The sequence below is a fragment of the Candidatus Schekmanbacteria bacterium genome (assembly GCA_016219965.1).
GTDB lineage: Bacteria > Schekmanbacteria > GWA2-38-11 > GWA2-38-11 > J061 > JACRJM01.
On record JACRJM010000015.1, the window covers coordinates 532,913 to 559,226 of the forward strand.

Sequence of the window (26,314 nt, forward strand, 5' to 3'; positions counted from 1 at the left end):
TATAATATTGATTTGTTAAATATCTTTCCAACTTTTAATTATATATTTTGTGATTGATGAACCTCCAGAACCTCCACCGGTAGCCATACGTGTATCATAATGAACTTTCCCCTGTCCATCAAGGGCTATTGATTCTCCTACAAGAGCACCATACATATCCCCGTTACCAGTTATCTTTACTGGTACATCAGGTGCATATACACCGCCATAGAATAAGCCATTTCCTTTTAACTCAATTTTATTATCTGCTATACCATCACTATTTTCATCATATTTTTGTACATATATGTTAAGAGTAGAAGTGTCATTTGATGGGTTTGCTATTCCATTTCCTGCAGCTACAAGATCACGGAGAACATAAATTTCAACATTACCGGTTATGCTTATTTTGCCACCGCCTGATAAGGTAATGGATTTAAAATAAAACTTTCCGGGATTGCTTGAACCTGCATTGAGAACTACTGTGTTACTTCCCTCTAAATTAATATCTCCAAAGTTCCCCGGACTCAAAGTTGTGCCGGAAGATACATTAGAACCGGAAAAAGCCGGTATAGTGACAGGTGGAAGATCAACTGCTGAAGGAAGTACTCCTTTTATCCCAGTAAGAAGTGCACCCGACGTTGTATGAATCACTGTTGATAAATTGCCACTTGGACCAATATATGCATCACCGTATACATCACCGTTTCCTATATCCATAGCTTCAGCTGCTGTTGAATTTATCCCGATATCTCCATCAGAACTAACATTTGTTCCTCCATATGCTCCTTTTGATGAATCATAACTGTCAACTGTGGTAAAGTTTCCTGAAAATGAAATTTTATTTTTTGCAAATGCTGCATATTTGAACTTAGAATTATACTCTGGAGCAATGATAACGGATATACTTTTATTGGATGTTCCAGAGTGGCCCGTAGAGCTAAGTCTTAAAACTGCTTTTCCATTTGAATCAGTAGCAATTTTTTCAACAGTTACAGTGCCAGTGCCAGTGCCAATACTGTCAGAAGATAATATAGTTGTTAGCCGACTTAAGGACGCATAGTTACTAGTAGATGCATTAACAATATTTAATGCCTTGTAAGCCTCGGCTTCTGCAACATAAAGAGATGCGGTCAAGTCCTTGGTGTTCTTTCCAATGAACACATTTGTTGAAACAATGATCATTGCAGAAATAGAAATCAATGTTAATGCCATCCCTGCAAGAAGGGAAATAAGAAGTGCCATTCCTTTATTGTTTATATTTTTCATCTTCATTATAATCCTCCTTAAAATGTGGAGATTTCTACATCCTGAAGTGATTATAATATCGGTATTTTTTCAGAACAAAGGTATGCACTAAAGTTACAATCAGCAATTATTCCAATGAGTTGATTTTACCTTTTTCTTGCTTTACAAAAAAGCCTTCGCTATAACAACATCTATGATATTAACAAAAGCTTCATAGGTAAATCGTATAGTGAAATAAGGATGATAAAAAGAAAAGAATGAAAAACTTTAATTCAGTCCGGGAAAAGATGGTTGTTGAACAGCTTGAGGGAAGAGATATCCATGACTTCCGGGTTCTCTATGCCATGCGTAAGGTTCCCCGGCATTTGTTTGTTCCTGAAGACGTAAGGCATAAAGCGTATAGTGATTCACCTCTCCCCATCGGTGAAAATCAGACAATATCACAGCCATATATGGTTGCCCTTATGACACAACTTCTTTGTCTAAAAGGTGGAGAAAAAATACTTGAGATAGGTACTGGCTCAGGCTATCAGACAGCAGTCCTTGCTGAAATAGTAGGAGAGGTCTATTCAATAGAAAGAATCAGTTCTTTGCTTCTGCATGCACGGGAAGCTCTTGATGCTCTTGGCTATACAAATATAACAACACGAATATTTGACGGAACCTACGGCTGGAAAGAGAAAGCTCCCTACGATGATATAATTATAACTGCTGCATCTCCTGATGTACCATTAGGGCTAGTTGAGCAACTCAAGACTTATGGGAAGATGATTGTTCCTGTCGGGAATGGGGAAAGCCAGATACTTAAGCGGGTTACAAAAAATGAAAATGGTGTAGAAATTGAAGATATTTGCGGTTGCGTTTTTGTGAAATTGATAGGAAGATACGGCTGGTCAAATAATTCTTTATAGCAGTGCGGAATATTATTGCAATGAGCGGGGCGTGGCTCAGCCTGGTAGAGCACACGGTTCGGGACCGTGGAGTCGCTGGTTCAAATCCAGTCGCCCCGATTTACACTACCTTTTTAAATGATAGAAAACTCATATAAACGACAAGTTGCTGTAATCGGAGCAGGAGATTGCACAACCAAAGAATATGAGACGGCAATTGAGCTTGGTAGATCTCTTGCATTATTAGGAATTATCGTAATATGTGGAGGGCTCGGTGGAGTTATGGAGGCTGTCTGTAAAGGAGCTAAGGATGCAGGTGGCACTACAGTTGGAATACTTCCGGGTGAGCAGATAGAAGCTAATTCCTATGTTGATATTCCGATTGTGACAGCAATGAGTCACGCGAGAAATAATATTGTTGTTAGAAGCGGAGAATGTGTGATTGCAATTGGCGGAGGCTATGGTACACTCTCTGAAATAGCCATAGCCATTAAACTTGGCAAGCCAGTGATAGGGATAAATACCTGGACTGTATCCGATGAAATAATAGCTGCAGATTCCCATGAAGAAGCAATCTTATTGATAAAAAAAACACTCGAAATAGAATAAATAATATTTCTAAGGAGTATTAGTCATAGAAGAAATAGTCACAAAAATTGAGAAGCCTCTTTATGGAGGTTCTGGTTTTGGTTGGGTACTTGATAAACCTGTAATGATTCCATTTGGAATAACTGAAGAAACCGTAAAAGCAGAAATAGTTGAGACTAAGAAAGACTACCTGATTGCGAAAATCACTGGGTTCGTAAAGGCCTCTCCGGAAAGAATAACCCCGCCCTGTACTTATTTCCCTGATTGCGGTGGGTGTGATTATCAGCATGTAACTTATCGTGGTCAGCTAATGATGAAAATGGCCATTATTAAAGATATGCTTAAAAGGGTAGGTAAGATAGAAAAACCATTTGTTAATCCAATTATTCCTTCTCCTGACCCTTTCAACTATAGAACGCGTGTTGAACTTAAAGTATCTAAAAAAAGACAAAAAAATGATGCCTTCCTTGGTTTTTATAAAAAAAACAGCCACAATATAGTTCAGATAGAAAAATGCCTGATATGCCATCCAAAGATAAATGAAGTTATAGAAGCTATAAACTATTTCTGCGGAAACGACATAAATAAACATACAGAAAAAATCAAGATTGCTCTTTGTGCTGTCTCTTCAAAAATGATTTTAACTCTCAAAGGAGAAAAGTTTCCCAAAAATATGATTGATCGATTAGGTGCAGACCTTAAGAAATATGTTAAGGGGGTTGAGGGGATAGTCATTGAAGAGCCCAGAAGAGTCGCGATAAACGGAAAAGATTATTTTAATGAAAGTATTGGCGAACTAAAATATCGTGTAAATTCAAACTCATTCTTTCAGATAAATCATCTATTACGCGAAGACCTTGTGAGGTTAATATTAAGGCTTTGTAGTCCAAAAAAAACAGATTTTTTTGCTGATATTTACTCAGGTGTTGGGACTTTTTCCATACCTCTGGCACAAAAAGTAAATGAAGTAATATGTATAGAGGATAATGAAAATGCTGTTAAAGATGCGCAGGCTAATATTCGAGCACATAAACTAAAAAATATTTCATATGTAAAGGGAGACGCAGGTAATGCTTTAAAAGCAGTTTTTGAAGATAATGATAAAATTAGTGGTGTTTTATTGAATCCGCCAAGATCTGGGTGTACCAACGACGTAAAATCAAGGATTGCAAAAGCAATGGTAAATAAAATAATTTATCTTTCATGTGATCCTGCAACTCTTTCACGAGATATTTCTTTTTTTGTAAATAATGGCTACCAAATAGATGAGATACAGCCAATAGATCTTTTTCCTCAATCATATCATATAGAAACTGCAATAAAACTTAGCAGGGCACAGTAAAAAAATAAGAAAAGCAAAGAATAGAACCCACAAAGACATATATCTATAACGTCTGATAATATATATTATGTTAACTTTAATATGTTTAACAAAACTCACTGTTATACATTGTTGTATTGTTGGTTGGAGTCAGATCTTCCTATATTGAAAATACTTAGTCGCTACTTCTAAGATCTTGTATCGTTTCTAATGTTCCGCCATGCTCTGTCATGAATTTCGTGGCGTTGTCTTTATTTTTAAAAGCTATTATGCTTGGCAGACACCTATCATACTTCAACATAAGTGCGTTTCCATTAGGTATCCGAAGAATTTCTTTATTACAACAGGGTGAAATATTGCTTTTAACAACAAAGAATGCTTTTTGCGAATCAACAGTTTCATGTGAATAATAATCTGTCACTGTAATATATTCTGCGTTTTTACCGGTTTGTTTTTCGTAAGTAATTGCGCATTGGAGGCAACAGGCTGCCTCAGATTCGCCATTCTTAAAGGTAAGATTAGCAACCATATCATGGTGTACTTCCCTTCCGCAAAGAGCACATTTTTGATCAGAAACAAGAGGCAATTTACCCATACCAATAAGAAATGCCATCTGCGTTAAAAACAAAATAAAAGCTATATTGCGTCTCAAATCTCTCTTACCTCCTTAATACATACCTTCTTTTTAATTAAAATTTCTAATTCGTCAACCTCTATATCTCAACATTGATATTAGGTTATATTATCTAAACCCTCCTTTACATTCCATTATCCATATGTGAGCCCATATTTTCATTCATACCTGGCATACCTGAGTTCATTGTAGTTGAATTTGTATTTGTTGATCTGAGTGAAAGTAAATTAATTTGTTCATCAGTTAAAACTTTTTTGGCCTTTTCAACTGTTTCAATATATTCCCACTTCAAATCTTTTTGTAATCTCTCCAATTCATCAACCTTTTTTTTGACTTCGCTCATATTTACATCTTTTCTGGTCTCCATATCATTCAGAGATTCATCAATCTTATATATATCAGACTCCTTGGAACTTTTTTCTTTTTCATATTCAGCTCGTATCTCGTTAAGAGCTTTCATTTGCTTTTCACTCAGATTCAACTCATATTGTAAATCTGTAAAAAAACTTTCTGTGTTGCTTTGACTTTTTCTACTTTGGGAGTAATTTTGCATATTTCTCATATTATCATTATAACTCTCTCCTCTTCCACTCCCCATTCCCGAACCAGACCAGCAGCTCATGGCATTTGCTTGAAAGGATAATAAAACTATTGTTAAAGTGAATAATATATTTTTTATATTGCTGTTCATTTTAATTCTCTCCTAAAAGTTTTATTGTCCCATTCCCATATTTCCCTGATTATCACCCATTCCGCTGTTCATCATATTGCTGCCGTCTCCCATATGCTGATCACTGCCATTGTGATGTGTATCCATGTTGTTATTGTCGCCGTTATGCATGCTGTCCATATTCCCCATGTGGGTTGTATCGGTTATGGGAGTATCACTGGTGTCCAGATTATTTTTGTTCCCTTTTTTACCCTTTGAACTATGATTTGCTCCATTGTTTTTCTTGGTTCCCATGTTGGTTTTACCTTTATTTCCGCCATTACCGCCCATCATTCCTGATTTTCCTCCTCCCATTCCTGCAAAGCTAAAACCCGATAATGCGAAAACAACACAGATGCTGGTAAAAAAAACAGCCACTTTTTTCAATCTCATTTCTAATCCTCCTTTTTTAAATTTGTTGTACTTTTTGAACTTCCTGTTTAACTTCAGAATGCCATTTCCAGATCATAAATATTACGGGATAGATGAAAAGCTCAAGAAGGAAAGATGTGAATATTCCTCCTACCATCGGAGCTGCAATACGCTTCATCACATCAGACCCACTTCCGGTTGACCACATAATTGGTACAAGACCCATGAACATAACGGCAACTGTCATGAATTTCGGTCTCAGCCTTTTGACAGCTCCATTTACTATAGCTTCCCGGAGATTATCTCTTGAACTCATTCGTCCCTTATCCTTCATCTCATTGTATGCAATATCAAGGTAGAGAAGCATGAAAACCCCGGTTTCTGCATCAACGCCCATGAGGGCTATAAGACCTACCCAGACTGCTATGCTCATATTATAGCCAAGCAAATAAAGAAACCAGATTGCGCCTACTGCTGAAAATGGCACAGCAAGGAATATAATAAGGGTTTTCGCAACAGACTTTGTATTAAAGTAAAGCAGCAGAAAAATTAGCATAATAGTAATTGGTATTACAACTAAAAGTCTTTCTTCAACACGCTGCATAGATTCATATTGCCCGCTCCATACAAGAGTATATCCTGCCGGAAGCTTTACATTATTCTTTACGGTCTTCTTTGCGTCTGCTACATAGCTTCCAATATCGCGGCCGGAGACATCAACATAGACATAACCGCTAAGACGTCCATTTTCATCCCTTATCATTCCCGGTCCATAAAGCATCTTGATGTCGGCTATCTGTGCCATTGGAACCTGAGCCCCATTTGGGGTTGCCACAAGTATGCGGTTAAGTTTGTCAACTGAACTCCTGAAATCCCGCATATACCTTACATTGACCTGATAACGTTCCCTTCCTTCAACTGTAGTTGTTATATTTTCTCCTCCAACTGCTGAGACTATGGACATTTGAGCCTGACCGATTGTTAGTCCATAGCGGGCGAGTTCCTCGCGCTTCAGGTCGAAATCAAGAAAGTACCCTCCTGCAGTCCGCTCTGCAAATACGCTTGTTGTCCCATTCACATCTTTAAGAGCTAATTCAATATGCTGACCAATTTCCTGAATTTTCTTCAGATCGGGGCCGAGGATTTTTATACCTACAGGTGTTCTTACACCTGTAGTAAGCATGTCAACTCGTGCTTTTATTGGCATAGTCCATGCATTTACTACTCCGGGAAACTGCATTGCTTCGTTTAATCCACCGGGCCCGTAAATAAGTTCCTGCGTGCTCTTATGATCAGGCCATGCACGGCGAAATAAGCCTTGCAGCCAGTCAGGTGCCCAACTTGAGTACCATTGAGGAACCTTAGACCACTCAGACTGAGGTTTAAGTATTACTACTGTTTCCATCATGGAAAAAGGGGCGGGGTCTGTTGCGGTTTCAGCCCTACCCGCTTTACCGAATACTCTTTCTACCTCCGGGAATGATTTTAAAATCCTATCCTGTGTCTGAAGGAGTTTCTGTGTTTCTGTTACAGATATTCCGGGGAGCGTAGAAGGCATGTAAAGCAGGGCACCTTCATCAAGAGGAGGCATGAACTCCGAACCAAGCTCATTAAATACCGGGACAGTAACAGCAATGATTAAAAGAGCTGCCGTAATCATAATCCGTTGATGACGCAAAGCAAATTCAACGACAGGGTGGTAAATTTTCATCAGTGGACGACTTATAGGGTGGTTTTCTTCGCTGTGAATTTTTCCGACAAGTATCGCATTGGCTATCCTGCTCAGAAATTTTGGCCTGAAACTGAAATCCTTCATATGTGTAAACAGGAGACGTATTGCAGGGTCAAGAGTTATTGCAAGAACTGCTGCGACTATCATGGCAAAGTTTTTTGTGAAGGCAAGAGGTTTAAAAAGCCTTCCCTCCTGAGCTTCAAGGGTAAAAACAGGCATAAATGAAACTGCGATTACAAGGAGTGCAAAAAAACTTGGAGCTCCGACTTCTTTTACTGCGCCTATTACCACATCTTTAAAATTTCCCGGTCTGCCATCGGCATCCCAGTGTTCAAGCTTCTTGTGTGTCTGTTCAACTACGACAATAGCAGCATCAACCATAGCGCCAATTGCTATGGCAATGCCTCCAAGTGACATGATGTTTGCGGTTATCTTCATCCCATACATGGGAATAAAAGATATTATGATGGCAATCGGGATAGTGATAATAGGAATAATCGCGCTTGGTATGTGCCATAGGAATATTAGTATGACTATACTTACAATAGTCAATTCCTCGATAAGTGTTCCTTTAAGCGTTTCTATTGAACGGTTTATAAGTTCAGACCTGTCATAGGTAGTTACGATTTTTACCCCTTCAGGTAAACCCGGTGATATATCTGCTATTTTAGCCTTCACCTTTTCTATGACCTTCAGGGCATTTTCCCCGAACCGCATAATCACTATGGCACCGACAGTCTCCCCTTCCCCGTCAAGGTCTGCAATTCCACGCCTTATGTCAGGGCCAAGTACTACCTTGCCGAGATGTTTTACTAAAACAGGAGTTCCTGATTCAGGACTTACTGAAACTACGATATTTTCAATGTCTGCAGGTGCACGGATATAACCCCGACCCCTTACCATATACTCGCGACCAGAAAATTCAACCAATCTTCCCCCTACATCGTTATTCCCATCCTTTATGGCATCTATTACAGTGTTTATTGGGATTTTATATGCAAGAAGAGCATTCGGATCGAGGTTGACCTGATATTGCTTCACGAACCCACCTATCGGAGCGACCTCGGCAACGCCGGGGACAGATTGGATCTCGTATCTTAAAAACCAATCCTGAATTGAGCGAAGTTCTGCCAGATTGCGCTTACCAGTTGAATCTACAAGTGCATACTGGAATACCCACCCAACTGCTGTTTCATCTCTTGCAAGTTCAACGTTTACACCTTGGGGAAGCTTGGGAAGTATGTTACTTAAATATTCAAGTGTCCGTGACCTTGCCCAGTAGATGTCAGTTCCTTCTTCAAAGATTATATAGACGTAAGAGAACCCGAAATCTGAAAATCCCCTGATGTCTTTTACTTTTGGAGCCCCAAGCATTGAGGTTATTATGGGATATGTGACCTGGTCTTCCATGATATCCGGGCTTCTGTCCCAGCGGGAATAGATTATAACCTGCGTATCCGAAAGGTCAGGTATGGCATCAAGGGTTATGCTGTTCATCGAGTAGATTCCGCCAAGTACAGCCATAAAGATTAAAAGAAAAACAATGAACTTGTTGTTGGCGCAAAAATCGATAATCCTGTTAATCATCTGAAATTTCTCCGTTAGCTCGCATTACATCTATCATCATCTCTTATATCCCTTACATACCTGGCATGTCTGCCATTCCACTTCCTTTTGAAGGTTCTTTTTTCTCAGATTCTTTAGATTTCTTTCCTTCATTCCCCTCTTCCATCCCAGCCATACCCGGCATATCCGCCATTCCGCCTGCTGCTGATTTGAGGCGACTTTCAGAGTCAATGAGAAAGTTCCCTGATGTTACTATCGTTTCCTCAGGCTTAAGCCCGTCTATTATAATGTAACGGTTATCGACCTTAGCACCGAGCTTTACCTTCCTTGGCTCCAGACGTCCTCTTTCTTGCGCGATAAAAACTATCTGCTCAGTGCCTGAATCAAGTACTGCTTCCTCCGGAACCGATAATTGACTGCCGTAGTCTATCTGTAGATCTATGTTTGCATACATGTCTGGTTTGAGCTTTAGTCCTGGATTGGGAAATTCAAGCCGGACTTTTAAAGTCCGTGTAGCTGGGTCAATCTGTGGATATATATATGTTACAACCCCTGTAAATGTTTCGCCCTGGCTATATGGAAGCCTCATTGTCGCTTTCTGGCCAAGCCTGATTTCCGGTGCTTCAAATTCATAAACTTCAGCCTGGACCCATATCCGCGAAAGATCTGCTATTTCATAAAGTTCGGTTTCAGGGGTTATTCTCTGCCTGTTAAAAACGTTCTTTACAAGGATAAATCCACTTTCCGGTGAATACATTGTCAATGTCTTTAAAGGCTCTCCTGTTTGCTCTATTTTCTTTATCTCCTCATCAGATATGTCCCAAAGCTGCAATCTTTTGAGGCTTGCCTCAACCAGAGAATTTCCTCCTGACGTAACTTCATTAAATGGGCTTTTGCTCAGAGCATCTTTTGTTTTAATCGCCAGTAAATATTCCTGCTGTGTTGATACAAGTTCAGGGCTGTAAATACTGATCAGAGGCTCACCTTTTTTTACGAACTGTCCGGTATAATCTGCAAATACTTTTTCCACCCATCCTTCGATCTTGGGGCTTATTTTTACTATTTTTGTTTCATCGTATGTAACTTTTCCGACAGCACGTATAGTATGAATAAGATGCTCAACTTTTACTTTTCCATACGTAACCCCTATGAGCTGTTGTTTTGCCTGGCTTATTATTACTCCGCCTGGTGCCAGCATTGTCTCGCCTAATCCCCCCTCCCCTTCATAGACAGGTACAAGATCCATACCGCAATCAGGAGCTTTTCCAGGTTTGTCAGATTTATATGCCGGATGCATAGGGTCAACATAATAGAGGATTTTTCTTTCAGATGTTCCGGAAGCTGTCATCTTATTCATGTCCATGTTACTCATGTCCATGTCGTCTTGCTTAGATTTAACAGCATCATCTTTATTTTGTGTAACGGCATTCTCTTTGTTCAGAAGCTTTGAAATCCTCCCAGCTCCTAAATATAGAATGGCTCCGGCAAGAATAACAACAAGGCATACAATTATTGTATTTCGAAATGTTCTTTTTTCTTGAGTCATGATCTATCTCCCGGGTATCAGAACAGCGGACCTCCTACTAAAGTTTCAAGCTCAGCAATCTTCTTCTCATAATCCGTTAATATCCCATAATATTCTGTCTCATATTTGAAAAGTGTAATTTGATTGTCTAAGAGAGTAAGGAAATCTACTTTATTAACCTGATAGTTGGAAATAGATGATTCAAGTGTCTGCTTTGTCTGCGGGATAATTCCGGTGATGTATAAGCTTAACAGCTTATTTCCCTTTTCGATTTCAGCAACCCTGTCTTTTATACTGAAAAAAATATCATTCTTTGCCGCATTGTATGTTTCTCTTGCAGTGTCTATGTTAGCAAGTGTCTCTGCCACTTTCTTGTTCTGTTTACTTGCATAATAAACAGGGAGATTCAGTGATACGCTCATACTTACCATGTCAGGACGGCTTACCTTTTTACCTTCAGCATTAAGACCTCCGTCCCTTTGCCCATAGCCTATTTCCACATCGAAGTCAGGATAATAATCACGACGGGCAAGCTTATAAGAAGATTCTTCTCTTTCAACTGAAACTAAAAGCGATTTAAGAAAAGGTCTTCGGGAAACAGCAAGCGACATCAGGTCATCTGCAGATAAATTAAAATCTGTTTTCATTATTTCAGGTATTTTTCCTACAGGAGTACCCTGGGAACGGTTTAATAGCGAATTCAGCCTTGATTCAGAAGTTGTTCTTTTCTGTTTAAGCGTTATCAGCTCTTCAAGTGCTTTTGAAATTTGGACCTGTGCTTTCAATACGTCCTGCTGGATACCTGAGCCTACCGAGTATTTTGTCTCTGCTATGTGTACAAACTCTTCAAGGAGTTTTTTATTATTTTCAGCTATCTCAGTTGATTTATCTATGAAGAAAATATCAAAATAGATTTTCTTTACTTCTTCTGTAATTTCATTTTTTTTCTCGTCGTATTCCCTTTCTGCAAGGACAACATCTTTTTCGGCCATCTCTTTTTTCAATGCCAATTTACCGGGAAAAGGAAATTTTTGTCCTAATGCTATTTCCTTCTGAGTCATGTCTTCATCGCCAAATGAGAATGTATCCAATGGAAGATTTGTTATCCCAAGTTTTAAAGTCGGGTCTTCAAGAGCTCCTTCTTGTGAAGGTTTTGTCATAAAGGCTTCTACTTTGCTCTTTATTGCCTTTATCTGGGGATTATTATCAAGCGCTTCTTTGATAATTTCGTTCAATATAACATTTTGTTCTTGGCCATATACATGTGGGACAAATAGAAAAAAAATAATATAAACCCAAGGAATAAGTTTATGAATACGCCCATTTAACATTGTTTTATCTCCTTCTCTTTTTTACTTTAGACTCTTTTTTTAATTGTGAGGTTCCATTTTAAGCTTAGCAATTAAAGTGCCAATTATAGCAACGTGAATTCCATTCAGCTAATGTTTTGTTTTAATGGAGCTATTTTACTCTTAGATTATGGCTAAATTATAATACAATGTTCTCTGTGCATTAAATAATTTTATTGTATCATCATATGCTACATAAAAATAACCTTTAATCTTGACGTAAATTGGATTATCCATATTATCAAGAAAATTGTGTTTCATGTTATAATGAAATATAACAATACATAATGAAAATTTAAACGGAGAAGAACAATCAAGATGATTAGAGTAGGAATAGCAGGTGCATCGAGTCTTACAGCTGAAGTTCTGATAAAGATAATTCTTAAGCACCCAATGGCAGAACTGATTTACGCTGAATCAGAGCACTATGAGGGAAAAGCACTTAACGAGGTCCATTCGTCGCTTATGGGGGAAACAGACCTTGTTTTTTCAAAATTTAATATTAATGAAATTTGCAAAAACTGTGATGTACTTTTTCTTACTAAGGACAATGGTTATGCACACTTAATTGCTGAAAAACTGAAAAAATCCAGTATCAAAGTAATAGACCTTAGTGCAGACTTCAGGATAAAAAATGCGGCAACCCATAAAAAATGGTATGGTTTTGAACATAAGAGCAAGAAGTTGCTTTCTGAAGCAGTTTATGGACTGCCAGAGCTATATGAAGATCAAATAAAGAAAGCATGGCTTGTGGCCAATCCCGGATGCTACCCAACAAGTATAATCCTTGCTTCTGCGCCATTGTTGAAATTAAATATTGTGGAAACTCAAAACATATGCATTTCCTCCAGTTCTGGTGTTTCCGGTGCAGGAAGAAATCCAAAACCCGGAATGAATATGTTTATGGACAGTTACAGGAACCTTTTTCCATATAAAGTTGGGGAGCACAGACATACTCCTGAAATAGAACAGGAACTAAAGGAAGTTGCTCATGAACCTGTTTCTGTAACATTCATACCGCACCTGCTTCCGGTTGACAGGGGGATACTGTCTACCATATTTTTCAAAATAAAGAACAGTATCTCTGAAAAAGCGCTTATTGATGTGTTCAAAGAGTTCTATGTTAATTCACAATTTATAAAGATATGCCCAACTGGAAAGTTCCCTGCTCTTTCAAATGTAATAAACACTAACTTCTGCTGTATCGGAGCAAGAGTAGATAGAACACGGGGACAACTGGTAGTTTTTTCTGCTATTGATAATTTAATCAAAGGGGCATCAGGACAGGCTGTTCAAAATATGAATATAATGTTTGGACTTGAAGAAGATTCAGGTCTTAATTGATTTATTTGGCCATTTTTCAGTTAAATAATTTATCCCTTTTATTGCTCCGATAATTAATTAGCAGACACCAATTTCTTTAACAATCCGGATATTAAACCCTCTTTCTCCTTCAAGCCTTCCTTGAATGTCTGACTGTCAGTATTGCTAATTTCCATTCGAAGGTCTGAAAGATCTGATTCAAGAACATCATGAAGCAATTTGGCTTCTTTTTCATTAAGTTCCATTGTAGTCATAACCTCACCCCTTTCATTTTAAAAAATATTATGTTTAACTTTACCTATAATAAATTTAAGTTTATTGATAAATATTTCAAGCACTCTGTTATAGTAGAGTAAGGAGGAAAGACAATGAAGGTAATAGCATTTAATGGAAGTGCACGGAAAGATGGCAATACTTCAATAATATTGAACATTGTTCTCGATGAAATAAAATCTGAGGGGATTGAAACAGAAATTAAAAACCTCGCAGGCGAAAGAATTCAGGGTTGTATTGCATGCTACAAATGCTTTGAAAACAAAAACATGAAATGTGCTATAGATGACGATGTTGTAAACGATTACTTCAACCTGATGTATCTATCACAAGGAATACTGCTTGGATCTCCAACATATTTTGCAGATATTTCTACCAACCTGAAAGCTCTAATAGAAAGATGTGGAATGGTGTCACGCGCTAATAACGACTTGCTAAAACGCAAAGTTGGAGCAGCAGTAATTGCCGTTAGACGAGCCGGAGCCATACATGCTTTTACTTCTATAAACTATTTCTTCCTTATTGGGCAGATGATTGTTCCAGGTTCAAGTTACTGGAACATAGCAATAGGAAGAGAGCCAGGGGATGTTAAAAGTGACACAGAAGGTATTCAGACAATGCGTACCCTCGGTATAAACATGTCTTGGCTCTTAAAAAAAATCAACGCCTAACCTACTTTGATATTTTAGCATTTTCAACTATCACGCTATATTTATAACCTGAACCAAAATCTTTATCTTTGTATAATATGCCGCTAGCAACTACTACATCGCCAACTGAAGGCATATCCTGTGTAGTTACAACTATGTCATTATTCTTTTTATCATCACTTCCTGTACCGTCTTGCAGATGTACCCAGTTTTTTTTCATTATTCCAGGAGATACCTTGACAACTTTTCCTTTAACGACAACATTTTTATTGTCTAGCTGCTTACTTTTTTCATACAGCTCGCTGACTGTGTAAGCATTTGGACCACTCGCTTTACTAACTTTTATTTTTTCTACAGATTTTGCTGTTTGTGTATGGCTCTCGGTGGTGCTTAACTTTGATGGTTGTGATGTTACACCTTTTTTACCTACAACTCCTGGCGAAAAAATTATATTTTCAAATGTTCTATTTAGTGTCTTGCTTGTAAAACTTGGCATTAAATTACCTGCCTGAAAAACTACTTCCTCTCCTACTTTCACGTCTGCGACAGGTGCAGCAACCCAAGTTTTTTTCCCGTTTTTTTCCAGTAATACATATGTATAGCCGCCGCTGTTAAATGTTTCCACCACTTTCCCGACAATAGTAGGGACTTCAGTTGTAGCCTTATTCATATCACTTATAGTTATACTATCCGATGCTCCTTGGGCAGCCATTAAAAGCGTTCCGTAGTTAAGTGTTAAAAGACATAGAAATAAAGATAATTGTAGCTTCATTGCAAACTTCATAAAAGTTCTCCTTAAGTTTTATTGATTGTCATCTCAATTCAATATTCATCTCACCTAAACGAAAAAATATATTATTTCTTCTAGATGAAATTAACAAGCATTTGTTATGATAACATTGCCTTTTTAAATAAAATATATTAAATTCACATTACTTTAATGGAGGTTGATCCATTGATATTATTGGAAAAATTCAATTAATATTAATATTTAAAAAAACAACTTCGAATTAATCTTTATTAATAACATCTTTATTAAATTATACCCCGAATCGAACGGAATTCTAAAACTGAGTTATTAAATAATAAAATGGAGGGAAGTAATGCAATTCGAACAGACATTCATGAATTTCCTGCTCCAGCACCAGGAAACACACAACCGTACTCATCATTTCCTTATACTTATGGATGCATTAATAAGTGCAGCTAAACATATTCAATACTATTATCTAACTGGAGCATTAAGGGGAAATCTTGGTTCAGCTTCAACCGTTAATATTCAAGGTGAGGATGTAATGAGGATGGATCAAATTGCACATGAGATTACCATTCATTATCTCAAAACTTCTGGCCGCGTCATACATGCTATAAGCGAAGAATCTGATGATATTATTCCTTTAAACATTGATGGAGGGCGCTATTTCGTTTATTTTGATCCACTTGATGGATCATCGAATGTCGCTCATGTTCTTCCTGTAGGATTCCTTTTTGGAATTGCCAAAAGGAACCTTAATGGAGATGAAGATTTTCATTTAAGAAAAGGAAGGGAGTTTATAGCTGCAGGGATGTTTGTTATACCTACCGGAACTTTTACCCTTGCATTAAGGGAGGCCGGAACATGGAGATTTCACATCGATGAAACTATGAATTATGTTAAACCAGTAAGAATGAACCTACCAGAGAATAATAAAAACTGGGAGCTCTCATTCAACTCAACAAATCGCTTCACCTATAATAATAAAATTCAAAAATGGATAGCTGATAATGAAAGAAAATTTGCATTCAGATATATAGGTGCACTGGCGGGAGATTTTCACAGACTCCTCTCAAACGGAGGGATGTTTATGTATCCTGCGATTGTCAATCATCCCGATTCAAAGAAAAACCGGCCTGATGGTAAGCTCAGGCTTATGTATGAGGCTGCTGTTGTAGCGTTTATGTGTCGTGAAGCAGGAGGACATGCAATTGATGAAAAAGGCAATTCTATTTTAGAAGTACAGCCCAATAAGCCTCATCAGCGAACAGCCCTTTATGTTGGATCAAAAACAATTGTTGAAGATATCTTGAGCTTGTTGAGTTGAGAGAAACAATAATAATTATGTAGAATTATTTTATAAATCAAGTGTTCTTCTAGTTTTCTAGTTCATCAAACACTATTAGAGCACCGCACCAACCGTCATTTCTTTTAATAAAAGAACCATTCGTTTTAAATTTAAAGCCGTCTATTTCAATATGTTCTTCAAGCTTTCCCTTCTCTATAAGTCTATCAATGAACAGGTTAATATTCTCAGGAAGAATATCCTCTCTATTCATTCCTACAATATTTTCTCCAACAAAATTTATTAAATTCATGCCTTTTTTATTACACAGAACTAAACTTCCCTCCGAATCTACGCCTACTACTGCAACTGGTAAATAATTAAGAATTTCCTGTGAGTGGTTAATAACTTTCCTTTGAACCATAAGCATGGAGTTTCTTTCCTTTGCCAGTTTTTCTAAGTATTTATTTAATTTTTGGATCTCTTCGTTTGTTTTTTTGAGTTTGTCAGTTAACTGCGTATTCTTTTTATAAAGAAAATATCTTTCAACTGCATTTAAAATTTCAATTTTAAATGTGTCATCATTCCATGGCTTTGCTATAACCTTATAAATTTTGCCGCTATTTACTGCCTGAACTACAGCATTTGTATCAGTGTGTTCTGACAGAGCTATTCTAATAGTATCAGGAAATATTTCTGATACTTTCTGTAGAAATTCCACACCATTCATCTCGGGCATTTTATAATCAGCAATAACAATTTGAGCTGGAATTGAAACGTTGTTATTCAGAATATCAAGTCCTTCTTTCCCAGATTGCGCTGTAATTATTTCGTAATCAGAGTCTATAAACACTTTTATTATTGAATTAAGAATAGCTATATCATTTGCAACGCACAAAATTCCTATCGGTTCATCCATTCTACTTTATCTCCCATTTTATTTAACTATCGGCATACTAATATCTATCTTATGAATGAATTACGATGTTAAAAAATTTATAAAAAAAAAGGCTGTAAATTTTTTTCAAAATTTACAGCCCTTACTTTTAAAAAGTAATTGTTAGTCTTTAAAAGAACTTATATCCATGATGAACAAAGACAGTGTGCGTTCACCTGGAGGAGCGTTACGGCTTGATGAAAACATCATCATTTTTCCATCAGGAGAAATAGAAGGGAATCCATCAAAAGCATCAGTGTATGTAAGACGAGTTTGTTTTCCAGTTTCCATATTCATCATATATATTTCAAAGTTTGGACCTGGATGTGTCTTAGCAGGTAATATTTTAACAAAAGCAAAGTGCTTTCCGTCAGGATGCGGAAAAGGAGCCCAGTTAAAGCCTTCCTTGGTAATCTGTGTCAAGGTGCCAGTGCCGTCGTCTTTAATTGTAAAAATCTGCATTTCTTTGGAAGGTTTGCCTTCATCCTCTTTTTTCCATGCACGGGTGAGTATTGTTTTTGAGTCAGACATATAGTTAGCACCACCTTCCTGCCAGTCAGGAGTATGGGTAATCTGTGTCTCGCCTGTACCGTCAAAGTTCATTTTCCAAAGGTCCATCATGCCGTTAATCTGGCGGCCAAAAAGAATCCATTTGCCGTCAGGAGAAACTGTTACTTCAGCATCGTAGTAGTTGTTGTTGGTAAGTCGCTTTTCATTTTTGCCGTCAAGGTCAGACATATAAAGCTCAGCTCCCTGCGGATAATCTTTCGGGTCAGACCAGTTGCCTTTTGGCATGTCAAGGTGATCTTTTGTTGAAGTCCAAACTATGTGTTTGCCATCAGGGCAGAAATAATTGCAGGCATCCTCCCCCTTATTATTGAGGCAGAAAATATTTGTGCCGTCAATATTTGCTGTATAAGCATGATATGCATTGGGATCTTTTTTTGCGTCTTCCGGAAACTGTGCTTGACAGATAAGGCTCTTGCTGTCAGGAGAAAAATATGACTCGGCAGCTTTTGGGATGTTAGGAATGTGCTTTACCGGGAGTTCCTGGCTAACTTCTTGAGGTTTTACATCTTCTGCTACTGCAGTTTGTAAATTAAAAAATAGGGTAAACATAGTCATAACGAAAAAAAACATACAAACAGCAAAAACTCTTTTTTTCATGCATTTCTCCTTTTATATTGTTTGTTCAAAAGCATTCTGCAAATCCTTAAATGGGAGTATATACTTTGTGAGGTTAATTCAAGTCAAGGTTAATTGTATTTGCTTTTTGTAAATGTTTTTAATTATTTGTGAAAATATGATTGACTGAACTTGTATAGACTTTGCAATTTATTAGTTCATCAAGAGACCGTACCTCAATCCCATTGTGCTTGTAATAACAAAAGAATAATTAAAATGGTTCATTATTTCCTGCAGTATAACAGCTCCTGCAAGAATCACATCTGCCCGATCCGGATGAAGACCAGTTATTTTCTTACGCTCTTCAATTTTTAACATAGAGAGCTTATCAATAAGCTCTTCTAATCTTTGTATTTCAATTTTGTATCCCTCAATTAAACTCCTTTTGTAATGCATAATACCAAGCATTATCTGTGCGACAGTAGTAACTGTTCCAGCAACGCCTATACAGCACTCTGCTTCCCATTCAGAAGGGATTATTTCAGATAATTTTCTTTGTACAATTTTCCTCAGTAATTTCATTTCGAAAGGTGTTGGCGGGTCATCTCTCAAGCATTCTTCTGTCATTCTAACTGAACCACATTGCAAGCTTCTTACTTTTTCAATTTTACTTTCTTTTCCAACTATAAATTCTGTGCTACCCCCTCCGATATCAACAACAAGCATCCGATTGATGTGAAATGACTTCGCTGATGTTATTGCAGATTCATATACCAACTCTGCTTCTCTATCACCAGATATTATCTCTACATCTATGTTGACACTTTGTTTTGCCAAGGCAATAAATTCACTTGAATTCTTTGCATCTCTTACTGCACTTGTTGCAACTACTTTGACAACTGATGCCCCAAGTTCAGTAGCTATTTTTTTATATTCTTGCAGAACATTGATTGTTCTTTTCATTGCATCATACTTTAAAAACGAACTGTCACTAACTCCCTCCCCTATTCTTGTAATTCTTGCATCTTCCGCAAGAATTTCAAAATTATTCCCTTCCTCTTTTGAGCTAATTACAAGAAGGAGCACAGAATTTGTTCCAATATCTATAGATGCTTTTATAGAATCCATTTTATAAGATAAAATAGTAGCTCGTAGCTCAAATATTTGTTTTTAACCTATCAAATGTGCTGCCGGTGAGAGCACTCATAGCAATGTCTCCTACAATCTTGTCATATTGGTGCTTAAGTGTAAAAACCCTATAATGAAAAACTTTCGATGGTATAAATTCAAATAATTCTTTCAGGGCTTCTTTAGATATTTTGTCAGAGTTCGGATTATAAATATAGATTTGTTCATTTCCCATTGATAGAGGATTTTCAGGTCGAGGATCTTGTTCCTGAACATCCACTGCAAAATTTAAATCTTTCAATTCTTCTGGAAGCCGTTCCCTGATTCTTTGAGTCCATTCTTTTTCGCTTATTACTGGATTTGCCACATTTAATTGTTCCATGCTCCTCGTATAATCAAATGCGAGTTTCCACTTTGGTTTTCTCAAAAGTATCATCTCCCACTCTTTTGAAAGTTCTTTTTTAACTTTCACATTTGAAGTCTTCCAGTTAGTAACTTCTTCAGAAAGTGACCAGTCTGTAAGCTTAAGATACTTGTCTAGGTTATCTATTGGATTGTCCTGAAATATAAGAGATGTTGTCTTCCTGAATATTTCCCTTAAATGAAGATCAATGGCCCTTGTAGTTCTATGATAATACACATTAGAATAAAGGTAAAAACGGGCATTTAAAAACATTGTCAGAGCAGAAGTACCTGCCTTATGGAGAGTTAATCCTTTGTCAGAATAAAATGTGTAATATATTAGTCTGTCTATATCGACTGGTCCAACCTTAACTCCGCACATATATGAATCCCTGAGAACATAATCCATATTATCCGCAGTATAAATCCCGTTAAAAATTGGAAGTAACATTCTAAGCCATTGAGGATATCCTTCAGTTTTTTTTATTTTTTCTTTTTTTATAAGAAGAGCTACATATTCAGGTTTAAGAATTTCACCTGATTTAAATTCTCCAGAAGGACTTCTTCTTATTTTCTTTATCAACCCTGCAAGTTTTTCATTTATTATCCTTTGCCCCAAATCCTCATGAGTGATCCCGTAGTAGTCAAGAAAGTTATCATCAAAAAAATGGCCAAATGGCCCGTGTCCAACATCATGAAGAAGCCCTGTAACTCTTAAAAGCTCTTCAATATAGTTGGCTGAGGGACAGTCTTTGCATTTTTTTTTCAGGAATGGATAAAGATGCTTTCCCAAACGTCCTGCAATATGCATTGCACCTAAAGAATGCTGGAACCTGCTATGTTCAGCAGACGGGAAAACCCATCTTAGGCTCTGAAGTTGATATATGCGCCTTAATCTTTGCAACCATGGAGTATCAATAAGTTCTTTTTCAGAAGACTCTTTGTTGTTCCGCGGTAAAGTGAAAATAATGTATGAATGAACAGGATCTGCAATTAGCGCAGATCCTTCATAAAATTGCTCAAACTCTTCTTTATCCATTTTTTCACTTTTACATAGTAATAGTTATGGTAATGTGTTTTTCAATCATCATCTACCAGTGCCCAATGCTCAAGCAAGCTTCCAGGTATACCTGTTAGAAATTGTGATGGTTTAGTAAGCAGAATACCACTTCCACGCTCATAAATATTAACCGGATAAGAAATGAAAAGATTCTCTTTTGCTCTAGTGGCTGCAACATACATCAGTCTTCTTTCTTCTTCAAGCTCATCTTCGCGCCAAAGTGAATAGCTGGATGGGAATATCCCTTCCAATGTCCATATTATGAAAACAGTGTGCCATTCAAGGCCTTTTGCTGAGTGGATTGTTGAGAGTACAAGCAAATCATCATATTTATCTTCCGCTGTTACGTCAGAAATACTTTTCCGTTCAGATGGTGGTTCTAACACCATATCGCTTGCTAACGTTTCCATATTCTTGAACCTTTCAGAAATAGCAATGAAGTGATCAATGTCTTTAACTCTTTTAGGATAGTCATCATATTTTTCTTTTAATATTGGCAAATAGTATTCAATTATAAATCTAATCTGTTCTGCTACTGATAACGTTTTATCATTAAGTTTGAATAAAAGATCGAGCAGCTTTTTGATTCCTTCTTTGTTTCGTTTATTTGCATATGAAAGTATCTTATCTTTATCAGTAATAATTGATGTATTCTTCATTACTTCAGCAAGCAGCATAGCTGTTTTTTCTCCAAGACCATCTATGAGCTGAAGCATCCTACTCCAGCTAATTATGTCATTTCGATTGATCATAACACGTATGAAAGAAAGAATATCTTTGATATGAGATGTTTCTATAAATTTAAAACCACCATATTTTACATAAGGAATATTCCTGCGGTTTAATTCTATTTCAAGATCATATGATAAATGTCCAAACCTGAAAAGTACTGCAATATCTCTTAAATCTACACCTTCCTCATTAAGTTCCATGATTTTTTGGACTACAAATCTTGACTGATAAAATTCGTCAGGAGCTTTTATAAGTGCTGGTGCATTTCCTGTATTTTTAGATGAAAATAATTTTTTAGGGTATTTTTCTTTAGCTGAACTGATAATTTTGTTTGTTAAATCAAGGACACTCTGCGTGCTTCTGTAATTTTCCTCGAGAGTAATCAGTTTAGTGCCCGGAAATTCTTTTGGGAAATCCATAATATTCCTAAATGTTGCTCCCCTAAAAGAATAAATGCTTTGAGAATCATCCCCTACAGCAACAACGTTATCATGAGTATAAGCTAATAATCTGACCATTTGTGCCTGAATCCGGTTAGTATCCTGATATTCATCAACCATTATATACTGGTAAAATTGAGACAATTTATGCCTAACATCTTCTTTCTGTTCGAGGATATGATTAGTCAAGATAAGCAGATCATCATAATCTACAAGGTTATTTTCTTTTTTGTATGATATATAGTTATCTTTAAGTTTTACAATTTCATCTGTCCATTCCTCAAAATGCGGACAGTCTTTTTTTATAGCTTCATTTATTGATATGCATTGGTTTACACTGAGGCTTATAATATTTTGGATGGTATTTTTTTTGGGAAATCTTTTTTCCTTATCTGACAGACCTAATTTGTTTCTTATAATACCTATAACATCTTCATTATCTCCTCTGTCCAGAATTGTAAAATTATTATTCATCCCAATTAAATGGACATATTTTCTAAGTAAGCTATTTGCAAATGAATGAAAAGTTCCCCCTGAGACTTTTTCGCATCTGTTATCAATAAGTATGGACGAACGCCTAAGCATCTCCTGAGCAGCTTTTTTTGTAAAGGTAAGAAGTAAGATTGATTCAGGGAATATATTGTCATTAATTAGTCTTGCGACTCTGTATATGAGAGTTCTTGTTTTACCACTTCCAGCACCTGCAATGACAAGCATAGGGCCGTTGCGGTGCATAACTGCCTCATATTGGGTACTATTGAGATCCTCTTTATAATCTATTGGTTTATTTAAGTGAATTTCTTCATTTGTATGTTTAACTAATATATATTTTTCCATTTTATTCCGGCATAATTATTAACGTAGGCCCGTAAAGATCTAAGTAATGAAGAAATCAACCAATGATAAAGGTAGCGACTAGAATTATCATTGCAAGCAGTACAAAAAAAAGAAGGCCAGCAAATAAGTACTTGGAACTTTTTTTAATAGTTTCTTCAGTTATCTCAAGTTCAGTCTTGTTCTGTGAACTGTGTTTAGATTTTATTCTATGTTTTTTTTCTTCATATTCTTCTTTAGTCAACCAGTATAAGTTGCCAGCTCTGTCCTTTACAGGGATATACCCCTTTTCTTTATAGAATTTTCTTTTTTCTTCCTCAGCAATTTCAATTCTTCTGAGTTCATCCCTTTTCTCTGCATCAACTTCACTTTGATTAAAACTATTATCATTTTGCTGAACTTGTTTTAAATGAGCGATAGCTTCCAGACGCTCTTTTTCTTTTCTTTCAAGTTCTTCTCTCATGCGAATTCTTATTTCATCTTCTTCTTTATCGCTTATTGCCATTTACCTGATCCTCATCAAAGATAATATAAAGTACAATTATTATAATATGATTTTATATGATATATAAACATTTTTCAATTTATCTCATTGTTTCTATTTTTTAAAAAGAGAATCAGCTTTTTTCTTAAGCTCTTCCTTCAATTTCTCCCCTGGAAAACCTTCATAACTCTCTAATCTGTATTCAAAAAAACTGCAATAATTTCTTCTCTCTCTATTACTAATCCACTCACTTTCCGGTTCAGAACATTTATTTGGTTTAGATTCGTCAAAATATTTACAATTCAAACAGCAATGAAGGTCATTACCACACCAATGGCATGTTCCATTAATGCTTACTTTAGAACTTTCAGAAGCAACTTCCTTTTTGCAAAAATAACAAATTCTATTGTCATTTTCTATCTTCATATTTAGCCTATCAATGACCTGTTTCCCAGAGTTTGTAGGAAAACCCTGTGGATAATTTGTTAAAAAGGTAATTTAACTTCATGCCATCATTTGCAATTTACCATTTTGCACTATAATTGTGCAAAGATTTAAAATAATTTTTATCCCCCATGGATTAAAGAAATTTTTTTTTAGTGCTTCTTCTCTTTCATCAAAACAACCTTTTTCTCTACAAAATCAACAAAATCTTTCTCAAGCTTTTTATTGTATAACTTGTTTATTGGAATTATCCCAGCAGGACATGTTACATTTATCTCTGTAAGCTTTCCTCCAATAGAATCTATTCCTCCAAAATATATACCATGAGCTAAAACATCTTTCGCTAATTTACAATAAATAACATCTTCCTTCTTTGATAATATTGCTGGCATGTTTTCACCACCATAATCAGGGTCGCTTCTAAAATCATTTTTCTTAGGAACCCTCTTATAAGCTCCAATAATCTTGCCATCCAAAAAAAGTATCCTTTTATCTCCTTCCACATGAATATCATCCAGGTATTTTTGAGCCATCACATATTTTTCACCATTGTTTGTAGCAAATTTAAGTGGTTCATGAAGCTCTTTTGAAGAGCTATCAATTATTACAAGTTGTTTACTGGCAAACATATTTAGTTGTTTTACAATCACTTTTCTGTACGAAAGAATAAATTGTTTTAATAATCTGATGTCTTTAGAAACAATTGTGGGAGGTATAAGTTCCGGGTATTTTAAAATAAATAGTTTTTCAGAAACTTCTCTCAATCCCTTAGGGTAGTTTACCAGGAAAACATTTTTTTTTATTAGATTAAGGAGGTGTGTAATATAGAAGTAATTAAGATCATATGGTGGTTCAAGCCTTACCATAAGGCAATCTAAAGTGTCAGCAGTTACAACCTTTATCCGTATCGAAATAGGGTCAAAATTTTTATTGTATTCTCCATAACAAAGTCTTGCCATTAATTTTCCGTTTTGAACAAAAATATCGGATGAATGAATATAAAATGGCTCATGCCCTCTTGATTTAAACTCGTTGAACAATAGAAGAGAAGTGTCATCTGAAACATCAAGCTTTTCAACAGGGTCGAGTAAAAATCCGACTTTAAGTTTTTTTATTTTCATGGCTAATTATTTGTTGTGATTCGTATGCTTGGGCTATAGTGGACAGTATTCCTATTAGTTTATAAATTTGAATGTTTTCTTGACCGACATTCGACTGCTTAGCGGTTGAAAACATGCCTGAATCCATAGGGCAAAGATTGTCATAATCAAAAAGCATCCCTCTTACATTCAAATTTTCTTTTTTATTTCTTTGAGTGTGAAAACGAAAAAAACCTCCGACTGGATGTTTGCCTATAAAATAAAGAAGAGGTTCTGCGACTTTACCGTTAAGCATATCAATTGTAGGTATCCCTTCCTGGATAATTACACTACTAACCAACGCTTTATTTTTACCATATGACATTTTGTTTTTTGTCGCACGATTCATTAAAATAAAATCCTTACCTGATTCAGCTGTCATAACTGCCATTCCATATGTACCTGAGTTGTTTTTTATGAATACAAAAGGCTTATCAGGGATTGAATATTCATTATACTTCATCTGAATCTTTTTGAGAACGCTATCAATTTTTTCACCTGTTTCTTCAAACATTTTTTCTGATTTAAAATCAATTCCTTCTACCCAATCATAATAACCAGAAATAAGCCATGGATCAAATGAATACTTCATTGCGATTTCTTCAGCCAATTTGCAATATAATCTGAAATGCTCACTTTTTCTTCTTCTATACCACCCCATTTCAGGCAAAGGAATTACAGGTTGATCAATTGAAAATAATTGTTCTGGTTTTCCTGAAGAAAAATCATTATTACTTAAGACAATGTCAGGTATGAAACCTGCTACTGCGATTTTTCTTTGATTATACTCTACGGGGTATAAAATAATTTCTTTTCTGGATACAGTATTCAGATTATACTTCGAAGTTCCAAGAATACCACATACAACATCGTAACCAGCATTTTTTATTATTTCACTAAGAATAAAAACATTTTCTAGATAAAAAAGATTCCTTGTGTGTTCTTCAACAAGTAAAAGAATGTTTCTTACAAAAGGAAAATTTGAAACCATATATTCTCTTAAATATTCTGAGCTAATTTTCAGACTGTTATCACATAGGTTGTTGAACCCGGCAGGAAATGCATTTGCATCAACTGTTGAAACTTTAAATCCGCTATTTCTAATATCGTGCGAAGAGTAAACAGGTAGCAAGAGACCTTCGGTGGATTTATCTATCCATGTTTGTATACCTTCATTATCTGTAGAAATTATATCAAAGAGGCTTCTTATTGCGTTCATTATATATGGTATTTAATTATTTCTTTAAGATTATTGTTCCCTATATATATTTTAGAGAACAGTCAAATCAAGGGTTTTTCTTAAAAGAAATAATTAATACATAAATAATATTTTCGCAGGAACTATATACATAGCGCTAATAACGGAATTTACATGGAAAATTTATCTTTAT

Annotated in this window: 24 protein-coding genes and 1 tRNA gene; 7 read left to right on the forward strand and 18 right to left on the reverse strand. The window is 36.2% G+C overall.

Features of this window, described 5'->3' with window-relative positions; genetic code table 11:
* Positions 1 to 15: 15 nt before the first annotated feature.
* The gene (locus HZA77_15685; GenBank protein MBI5376874.1) at positions 16 to 1,254 is read right to left on the reverse strand and encodes a hypothetical protein; all 1,239 of its coding nucleotides are present in this window, start codon (positions 1,252 to 1,254) and stop codon (positions 16 to 18) included.
* Positions 1,255 to 1,484: 230 nt separating this feature from the next.
* Here HZA77_15685 and HZA77_15690 point away from each other — a divergent pair, with 230 nt between their 5' ends.
* From HZA77_15690 to rlmD, 4 genes are all read left to right on the forward strand, one after another.
* Positions 1,485 to 2,138 carry a protein-L-isoaspartate(D-aspartate) O-methyltransferase gene (locus HZA77_15690; GenBank protein MBI5376875.1) on the forward strand — a complete coding sequence of 218 codons (654 nt, stop codon included), beginning with the start codon at positions 1,485 to 1,487 and terminating at the stop codon, positions 2,136 to 2,138.
* Between the two features lie 25 nt (positions 2,139 to 2,163).
* Positions 2,164 to 2,237 (forward strand) — tRNA-Pro (locus tag HZA77_15695).
* A gap of 18 nt (positions 2,238 to 2,255) precedes the next feature.
* Positions 2,256 to 2,726: a TIGR00725 family protein gene (locus tag HZA77_15700; protein MBI5376876.1), complete on the forward strand. Its 471-nt coding sequence runs from the start codon at positions 2,256 to 2,258 to the stop codon at positions 2,724 to 2,726.
* Between the two features lie 103 nt (positions 2,727 to 2,829).
* The gene (gene rlmD / locus HZA77_15705) at positions 2,830 to 4,047 is read left to right on the forward strand and encodes a 23S rRNA (uracil(1939)-C(5))-methyltransferase RlmD (GenBank protein ID MBI5376877.1); all 1,218 of its coding nucleotides are present in this window, start codon (positions 2,830 to 2,832) and stop codon (positions 4,045 to 4,047) included.
* A 154-nt stretch (positions 4,048 to 4,201) separates the two neighbouring features.
* Here the strand turns inward: rlmD and HZA77_15710 are convergent, their stop codons facing one another.
* The 6 genes from HZA77_15710 to HZA77_15735 form a co-directional block, all read right to left on the reverse strand.
* Positions 4,202 to 4,678 carry a hypothetical protein gene (locus tag HZA77_15710; protein ID MBI5376878.1) on the reverse strand — a complete coding sequence of 159 codons (477 nt, stop codon included), beginning with the start codon at positions 4,676 to 4,678 and terminating at the stop codon, positions 4,202 to 4,204.
* A 106-nt stretch (positions 4,679 to 4,784) separates the two neighbouring features.
* On the reverse strand, positions 4,785 to 5,351 hold the full coding sequence (locus HZA77_15715) for a hypothetical protein (protein ID MBI5376879.1): 567 nt from the start codon (positions 5,349 to 5,351) through the stop codon (positions 4,785 to 4,787).
* 21 nt (positions 5,352 to 5,372) lie between these two features.
* Positions 5,373 to 5,762, reverse strand: a complete 390-nt coding sequence (locus tag HZA77_15720) for a hypothetical protein (GenBank protein MBI5376880.1) — start codon at positions 5,760 to 5,762, stop codon at positions 5,373 to 5,375.
* Positions 5,763 to 5,778: 16 nt separating this feature from the next.
* On the reverse strand, positions 5,779 to 9,060 hold the full coding sequence (locus HZA77_15725; GenBank protein ID MBI5376881.1) for an efflux RND transporter permease subunit: 3,282 nt from the start codon (positions 9,058 to 9,060) through the stop codon (positions 5,779 to 5,781).
* A 52-nt stretch (positions 9,061 to 9,112) separates the two neighbouring features.
* The gene (locus tag HZA77_15730) at positions 9,113 to 10,585 is read right to left on the reverse strand and encodes an efflux RND transporter periplasmic adaptor subunit (protein MBI5376882.1); all 1,473 of its coding nucleotides are present in this window, start codon (positions 10,583 to 10,585) and stop codon (positions 9,113 to 9,115) included.
* Between the two features lie 17 nt (positions 10,586 to 10,602).
* Entirely contained in the window at positions 10,603 to 11,799 is a 1,197-nt protein-coding gene (locus HZA77_15735; GenBank protein MBI5376883.1) for a TolC family protein, read from the reverse strand.
* A 432-nt stretch (positions 11,800 to 12,231) separates the two neighbouring features.
* Here HZA77_15735 and HZA77_15740 point away from each other — a divergent pair, with 432 nt between their 5' ends.
* Positions 12,232 to 13,257 (forward strand): N-acetyl-gamma-glutamyl-phosphate reductase, encoded by a 1,026-nt coding sequence (locus tag HZA77_15740; GenBank protein ID MBI5376884.1) that lies wholly within the window; start codon positions 12,232 to 12,234, stop codon positions 13,255 to 13,257.
* A 53-nt stretch (positions 13,258 to 13,310) separates the two neighbouring features.
* Here the strand turns inward: HZA77_15740 and HZA77_15745 are convergent, their stop codons facing one another.
* Positions 13,311 to 13,490 carry a hypothetical protein gene (locus HZA77_15745; protein MBI5376885.1) on the reverse strand — a complete coding sequence of 60 codons (180 nt, stop codon included), beginning with the start codon at positions 13,488 to 13,490 and terminating at the stop codon, positions 13,311 to 13,313.
* A gap of 114 nt (positions 13,491 to 13,604) precedes the next feature.
* Between HZA77_15745 and HZA77_15750 the strand changes: the two genes are divergently transcribed.
* The gene (locus HZA77_15750; GenBank protein ID MBI5376886.1) at positions 13,605 to 14,180 is read left to right on the forward strand and encodes a flavodoxin family protein; all 576 of its coding nucleotides are present in this window, start codon (positions 13,605 to 13,607) and stop codon (positions 14,178 to 14,180) included.
* A 1-nt stretch (position 14,181) separates the two neighbouring features.
* Here the strand turns inward: HZA77_15750 and HZA77_15755 are convergent, their stop codons facing one another.
* Positions 14,182 to 14,943, reverse strand: coding sequence for a DNA-binding protein (locus HZA77_15755; protein MBI5376887.1), 762 nt, complete (start codon positions 14,941 to 14,943; stop codon positions 14,182 to 14,184).
* 319 nt (positions 14,944 to 15,262) lie between these two features.
* Between HZA77_15755 and HZA77_15760 the strand changes: the two genes are divergently transcribed.
* Entirely contained in the window at positions 15,263 to 16,240 is a 978-nt protein-coding gene (locus HZA77_15760; protein ID MBI5376888.1) for a hypothetical protein, read from the forward strand.
* Positions 16,241 to 16,289: 49 nt separating this feature from the next.
* Here the strand turns inward: HZA77_15760 and HZA77_15765 are convergent, their stop codons facing one another.
* The 9 genes from HZA77_15765 to gshA form a co-directional block, all read right to left on the reverse strand.
* Positions 16,290 to 17,117: a response regulator gene (locus HZA77_15765; GenBank protein ID MBI5376889.1), complete on the reverse strand. Its 828-nt coding sequence runs from the start codon at positions 17,115 to 17,117 to the stop codon at positions 16,290 to 16,292.
* Between the two features lie 141 nt (positions 17,118 to 17,258).
* Positions 17,259 to 18,302 carry a PD40 domain-containing protein gene (locus HZA77_15770; GenBank protein ID MBI5376890.1) on the reverse strand — a complete coding sequence of 348 codons (1,044 nt, stop codon included), beginning with the start codon at positions 18,300 to 18,302 and terminating at the stop codon, positions 17,259 to 17,261.
* Positions 18,303 to 18,473: 171 nt separating this feature from the next.
* The gene (locus HZA77_15775; protein ID MBI5376891.1) at positions 18,474 to 19,388 is read right to left on the reverse strand and encodes a Ppx/GppA family phosphatase; all 915 of its coding nucleotides are present in this window, start codon (positions 19,386 to 19,388) and stop codon (positions 18,474 to 18,476) included.
* Between the two features lie 28 nt (positions 19,389 to 19,416).
* The gene (locus tag HZA77_15780; GenBank protein ID MBI5376892.1) at positions 19,417 to 20,601 is read right to left on the reverse strand and encodes an HD domain-containing protein; all 1,185 of its coding nucleotides are present in this window, start codon (positions 20,599 to 20,601) and stop codon (positions 19,417 to 19,419) included.
* 269 nt (positions 20,602 to 20,870) lie between these two features.
* The gene (locus HZA77_15785; GenBank protein MBI5376893.1) at positions 20,871 to 22,859 is read right to left on the reverse strand and encodes an ATP-dependent helicase; all 1,989 of its coding nucleotides are present in this window, start codon (positions 22,857 to 22,859) and stop codon (positions 20,871 to 20,873) included.
* A gap of 55 nt (positions 22,860 to 22,914) precedes the next feature.
* A complete protein-coding gene (locus HZA77_15790; GenBank protein MBI5376894.1) occupies positions 22,915 to 23,361 on the reverse strand; it encodes a hypothetical protein in 447 nt (148 codons plus the stop codon).
* Between the two features lie 93 nt (positions 23,362 to 23,454).
* Positions 23,455 to 23,766 (reverse strand): hypothetical protein, encoded by a 312-nt coding sequence (locus HZA77_15795; protein MBI5376895.1) that lies wholly within the window; start codon positions 23,764 to 23,766, stop codon positions 23,455 to 23,457.
* A gap of 170 nt (positions 23,767 to 23,936) precedes the next feature.
* Positions 23,937 to 24,905, reverse strand: a complete 969-nt coding sequence (locus HZA77_15800) for a hypothetical protein (protein ID MBI5376896.1) — start codon at positions 24,903 to 24,905, stop codon at positions 23,937 to 23,939.
* Positions 24,886 to 26,142 carry a glutamate--cysteine ligase gene (gene gshA, locus HZA77_15805; protein MBI5376897.1) on the reverse strand — a complete coding sequence of 419 codons (1,257 nt, stop codon included), beginning with the start codon at positions 26,140 to 26,142 and terminating at the stop codon, positions 24,886 to 24,888. Before gshA ends, HZA77_15800 begins: the two co-directional genes overlap by 20 nt.
* Positions 26,143 to 26,314: the final 172 nt, after the last annotated feature.

Bases quoted from the DNA above. Each gene is read 5' to 3' on its own strand.
- HZA77_15690 (MBI5376875.1), top strand. From the start codon at position 1,485: ATGAAAAACTTTAATTCAGTCCGGGAAAAGATGGTTGTTGAACAGCTT.
- HZA77_15700 (MBI5376876.1), top strand. From the start codon at position 2,256: ATGATAGAAAACTCATATAAACGACAAGTTGCTGTAATCGGAGCAGGA.
- HZA77_15685 (MBI5376874.1), bottom strand. From the start codon at position 1,254: ATGAAGATGAAAAATATAAACAATAAAGGAATGGCACTTCTTATTTCC.
- HZA77_15765 (MBI5376889.1), bottom strand. From the start codon at position 17,117: ATGGATGAACCGATAGGAATTTTGTGCGTTGCAAATGATATAGCTATT.
- gshA (MBI5376897.1), bottom strand. From the start codon at position 26,142: ATGAACGCAATAAGAAGCCTCTTTGATATAATTTCTACAGATAATGAA.
- HZA77_15755 (MBI5376887.1), bottom strand. From the start codon at position 14,943: ATGAAGTTTGCAATGAAGCTACAATTATCTTTATTTCTATGTCTTTTA.
- HZA77_15745 (MBI5376885.1), bottom strand. From the start codon at position 13,490: ATGACTACAATGGAACTTAATGAAAAAGAAGCCAAATTGCTTCATGAT.
- HZA77_15715 (MBI5376879.1), bottom strand. From the start codon at position 5,351: ATGAACAGCAATATAAAAAATATATTATTCACTTTAACAATAGTTTTA.
- HZA77_15780 (MBI5376892.1), bottom strand. From the start codon at position 20,601: ATGCATATTGCAGGACGTTTGGGAAAGCATCTTTATCCATTCCTGAAA.
- HZA77_15800 (MBI5376896.1), bottom strand. From the start codon at position 24,905: ATGAAAATAAAAAAACTTAAAGTCGGATTTTTACTCGACCCTGTTGAA.
- HZA77_15775 (MBI5376891.1), bottom strand. From the start codon at position 19,388: ATGGATTCTATAAAAGCATCTATAGATATTGGAACAAATTCTGTGCTC.
- HZA77_15760 (MBI5376888.1), top strand. From the start codon at position 15,263: ATGCAATTCGAACAGACATTCATGAATTTCCTGCTCCAGCACCAGGAA.
- HZA77_15725 (MBI5376881.1), bottom strand. From the start codon at position 9,060: ATGATTAACAGGATTATCGATTTTTGCGCCAACAACAAGTTCATTGTT.
- HZA77_15750 (MBI5376886.1), top strand. From the start codon at position 13,605: ATGAAGGTAATAGCATTTAATGGAAGTGCACGGAAAGATGGCAATACT.
- HZA77_15730 (MBI5376882.1), bottom strand. From the start codon at position 10,585: ATGACTCAAGAAAAAAGAACATTTCGAAATACAATAATTGTATGCCTT.
- rlmD (MBI5376877.1), top strand. From the start codon at position 2,830: ATGATTCCATTTGGAATAACTGAAGAAACCGTAAAAGCAGAAATAGTT.
- HZA77_15740 (MBI5376884.1), top strand. From the start codon at position 12,232: ATGATTAGAGTAGGAATAGCAGGTGCATCGAGTCTTACAGCTGAAGTT.
- HZA77_15795 (MBI5376895.1), bottom strand. From the start codon at position 23,766: ATGAAGATAGAAAATGACAATAGAATTTGTTATTTTTGCAAAAAGGAA.
- HZA77_15720 (MBI5376880.1), bottom strand. From the start codon at position 5,762: ATGAGATTGAAAAAAGTGGCTGTTTTTTTTACCAGCATCTGTGTTGTT.
- HZA77_15790 (MBI5376894.1), bottom strand. From the start codon at position 23,361: ATGGCAATAAGCGATAAAGAAGAAGATGAAATAAGAATTCGCATGAGA.
- HZA77_15770 (MBI5376890.1), bottom strand. From the start codon at position 18,302: ATGAAAAAAAGAGTTTTTGCTGTTTGTATGTTTTTTTTCGTTATGACT.
- HZA77_15785 (MBI5376893.1), bottom strand. From the start codon at position 22,859: ATGGAAAAATATATATTAGTTAAACATACAAATGAAGAAATTCACTTA.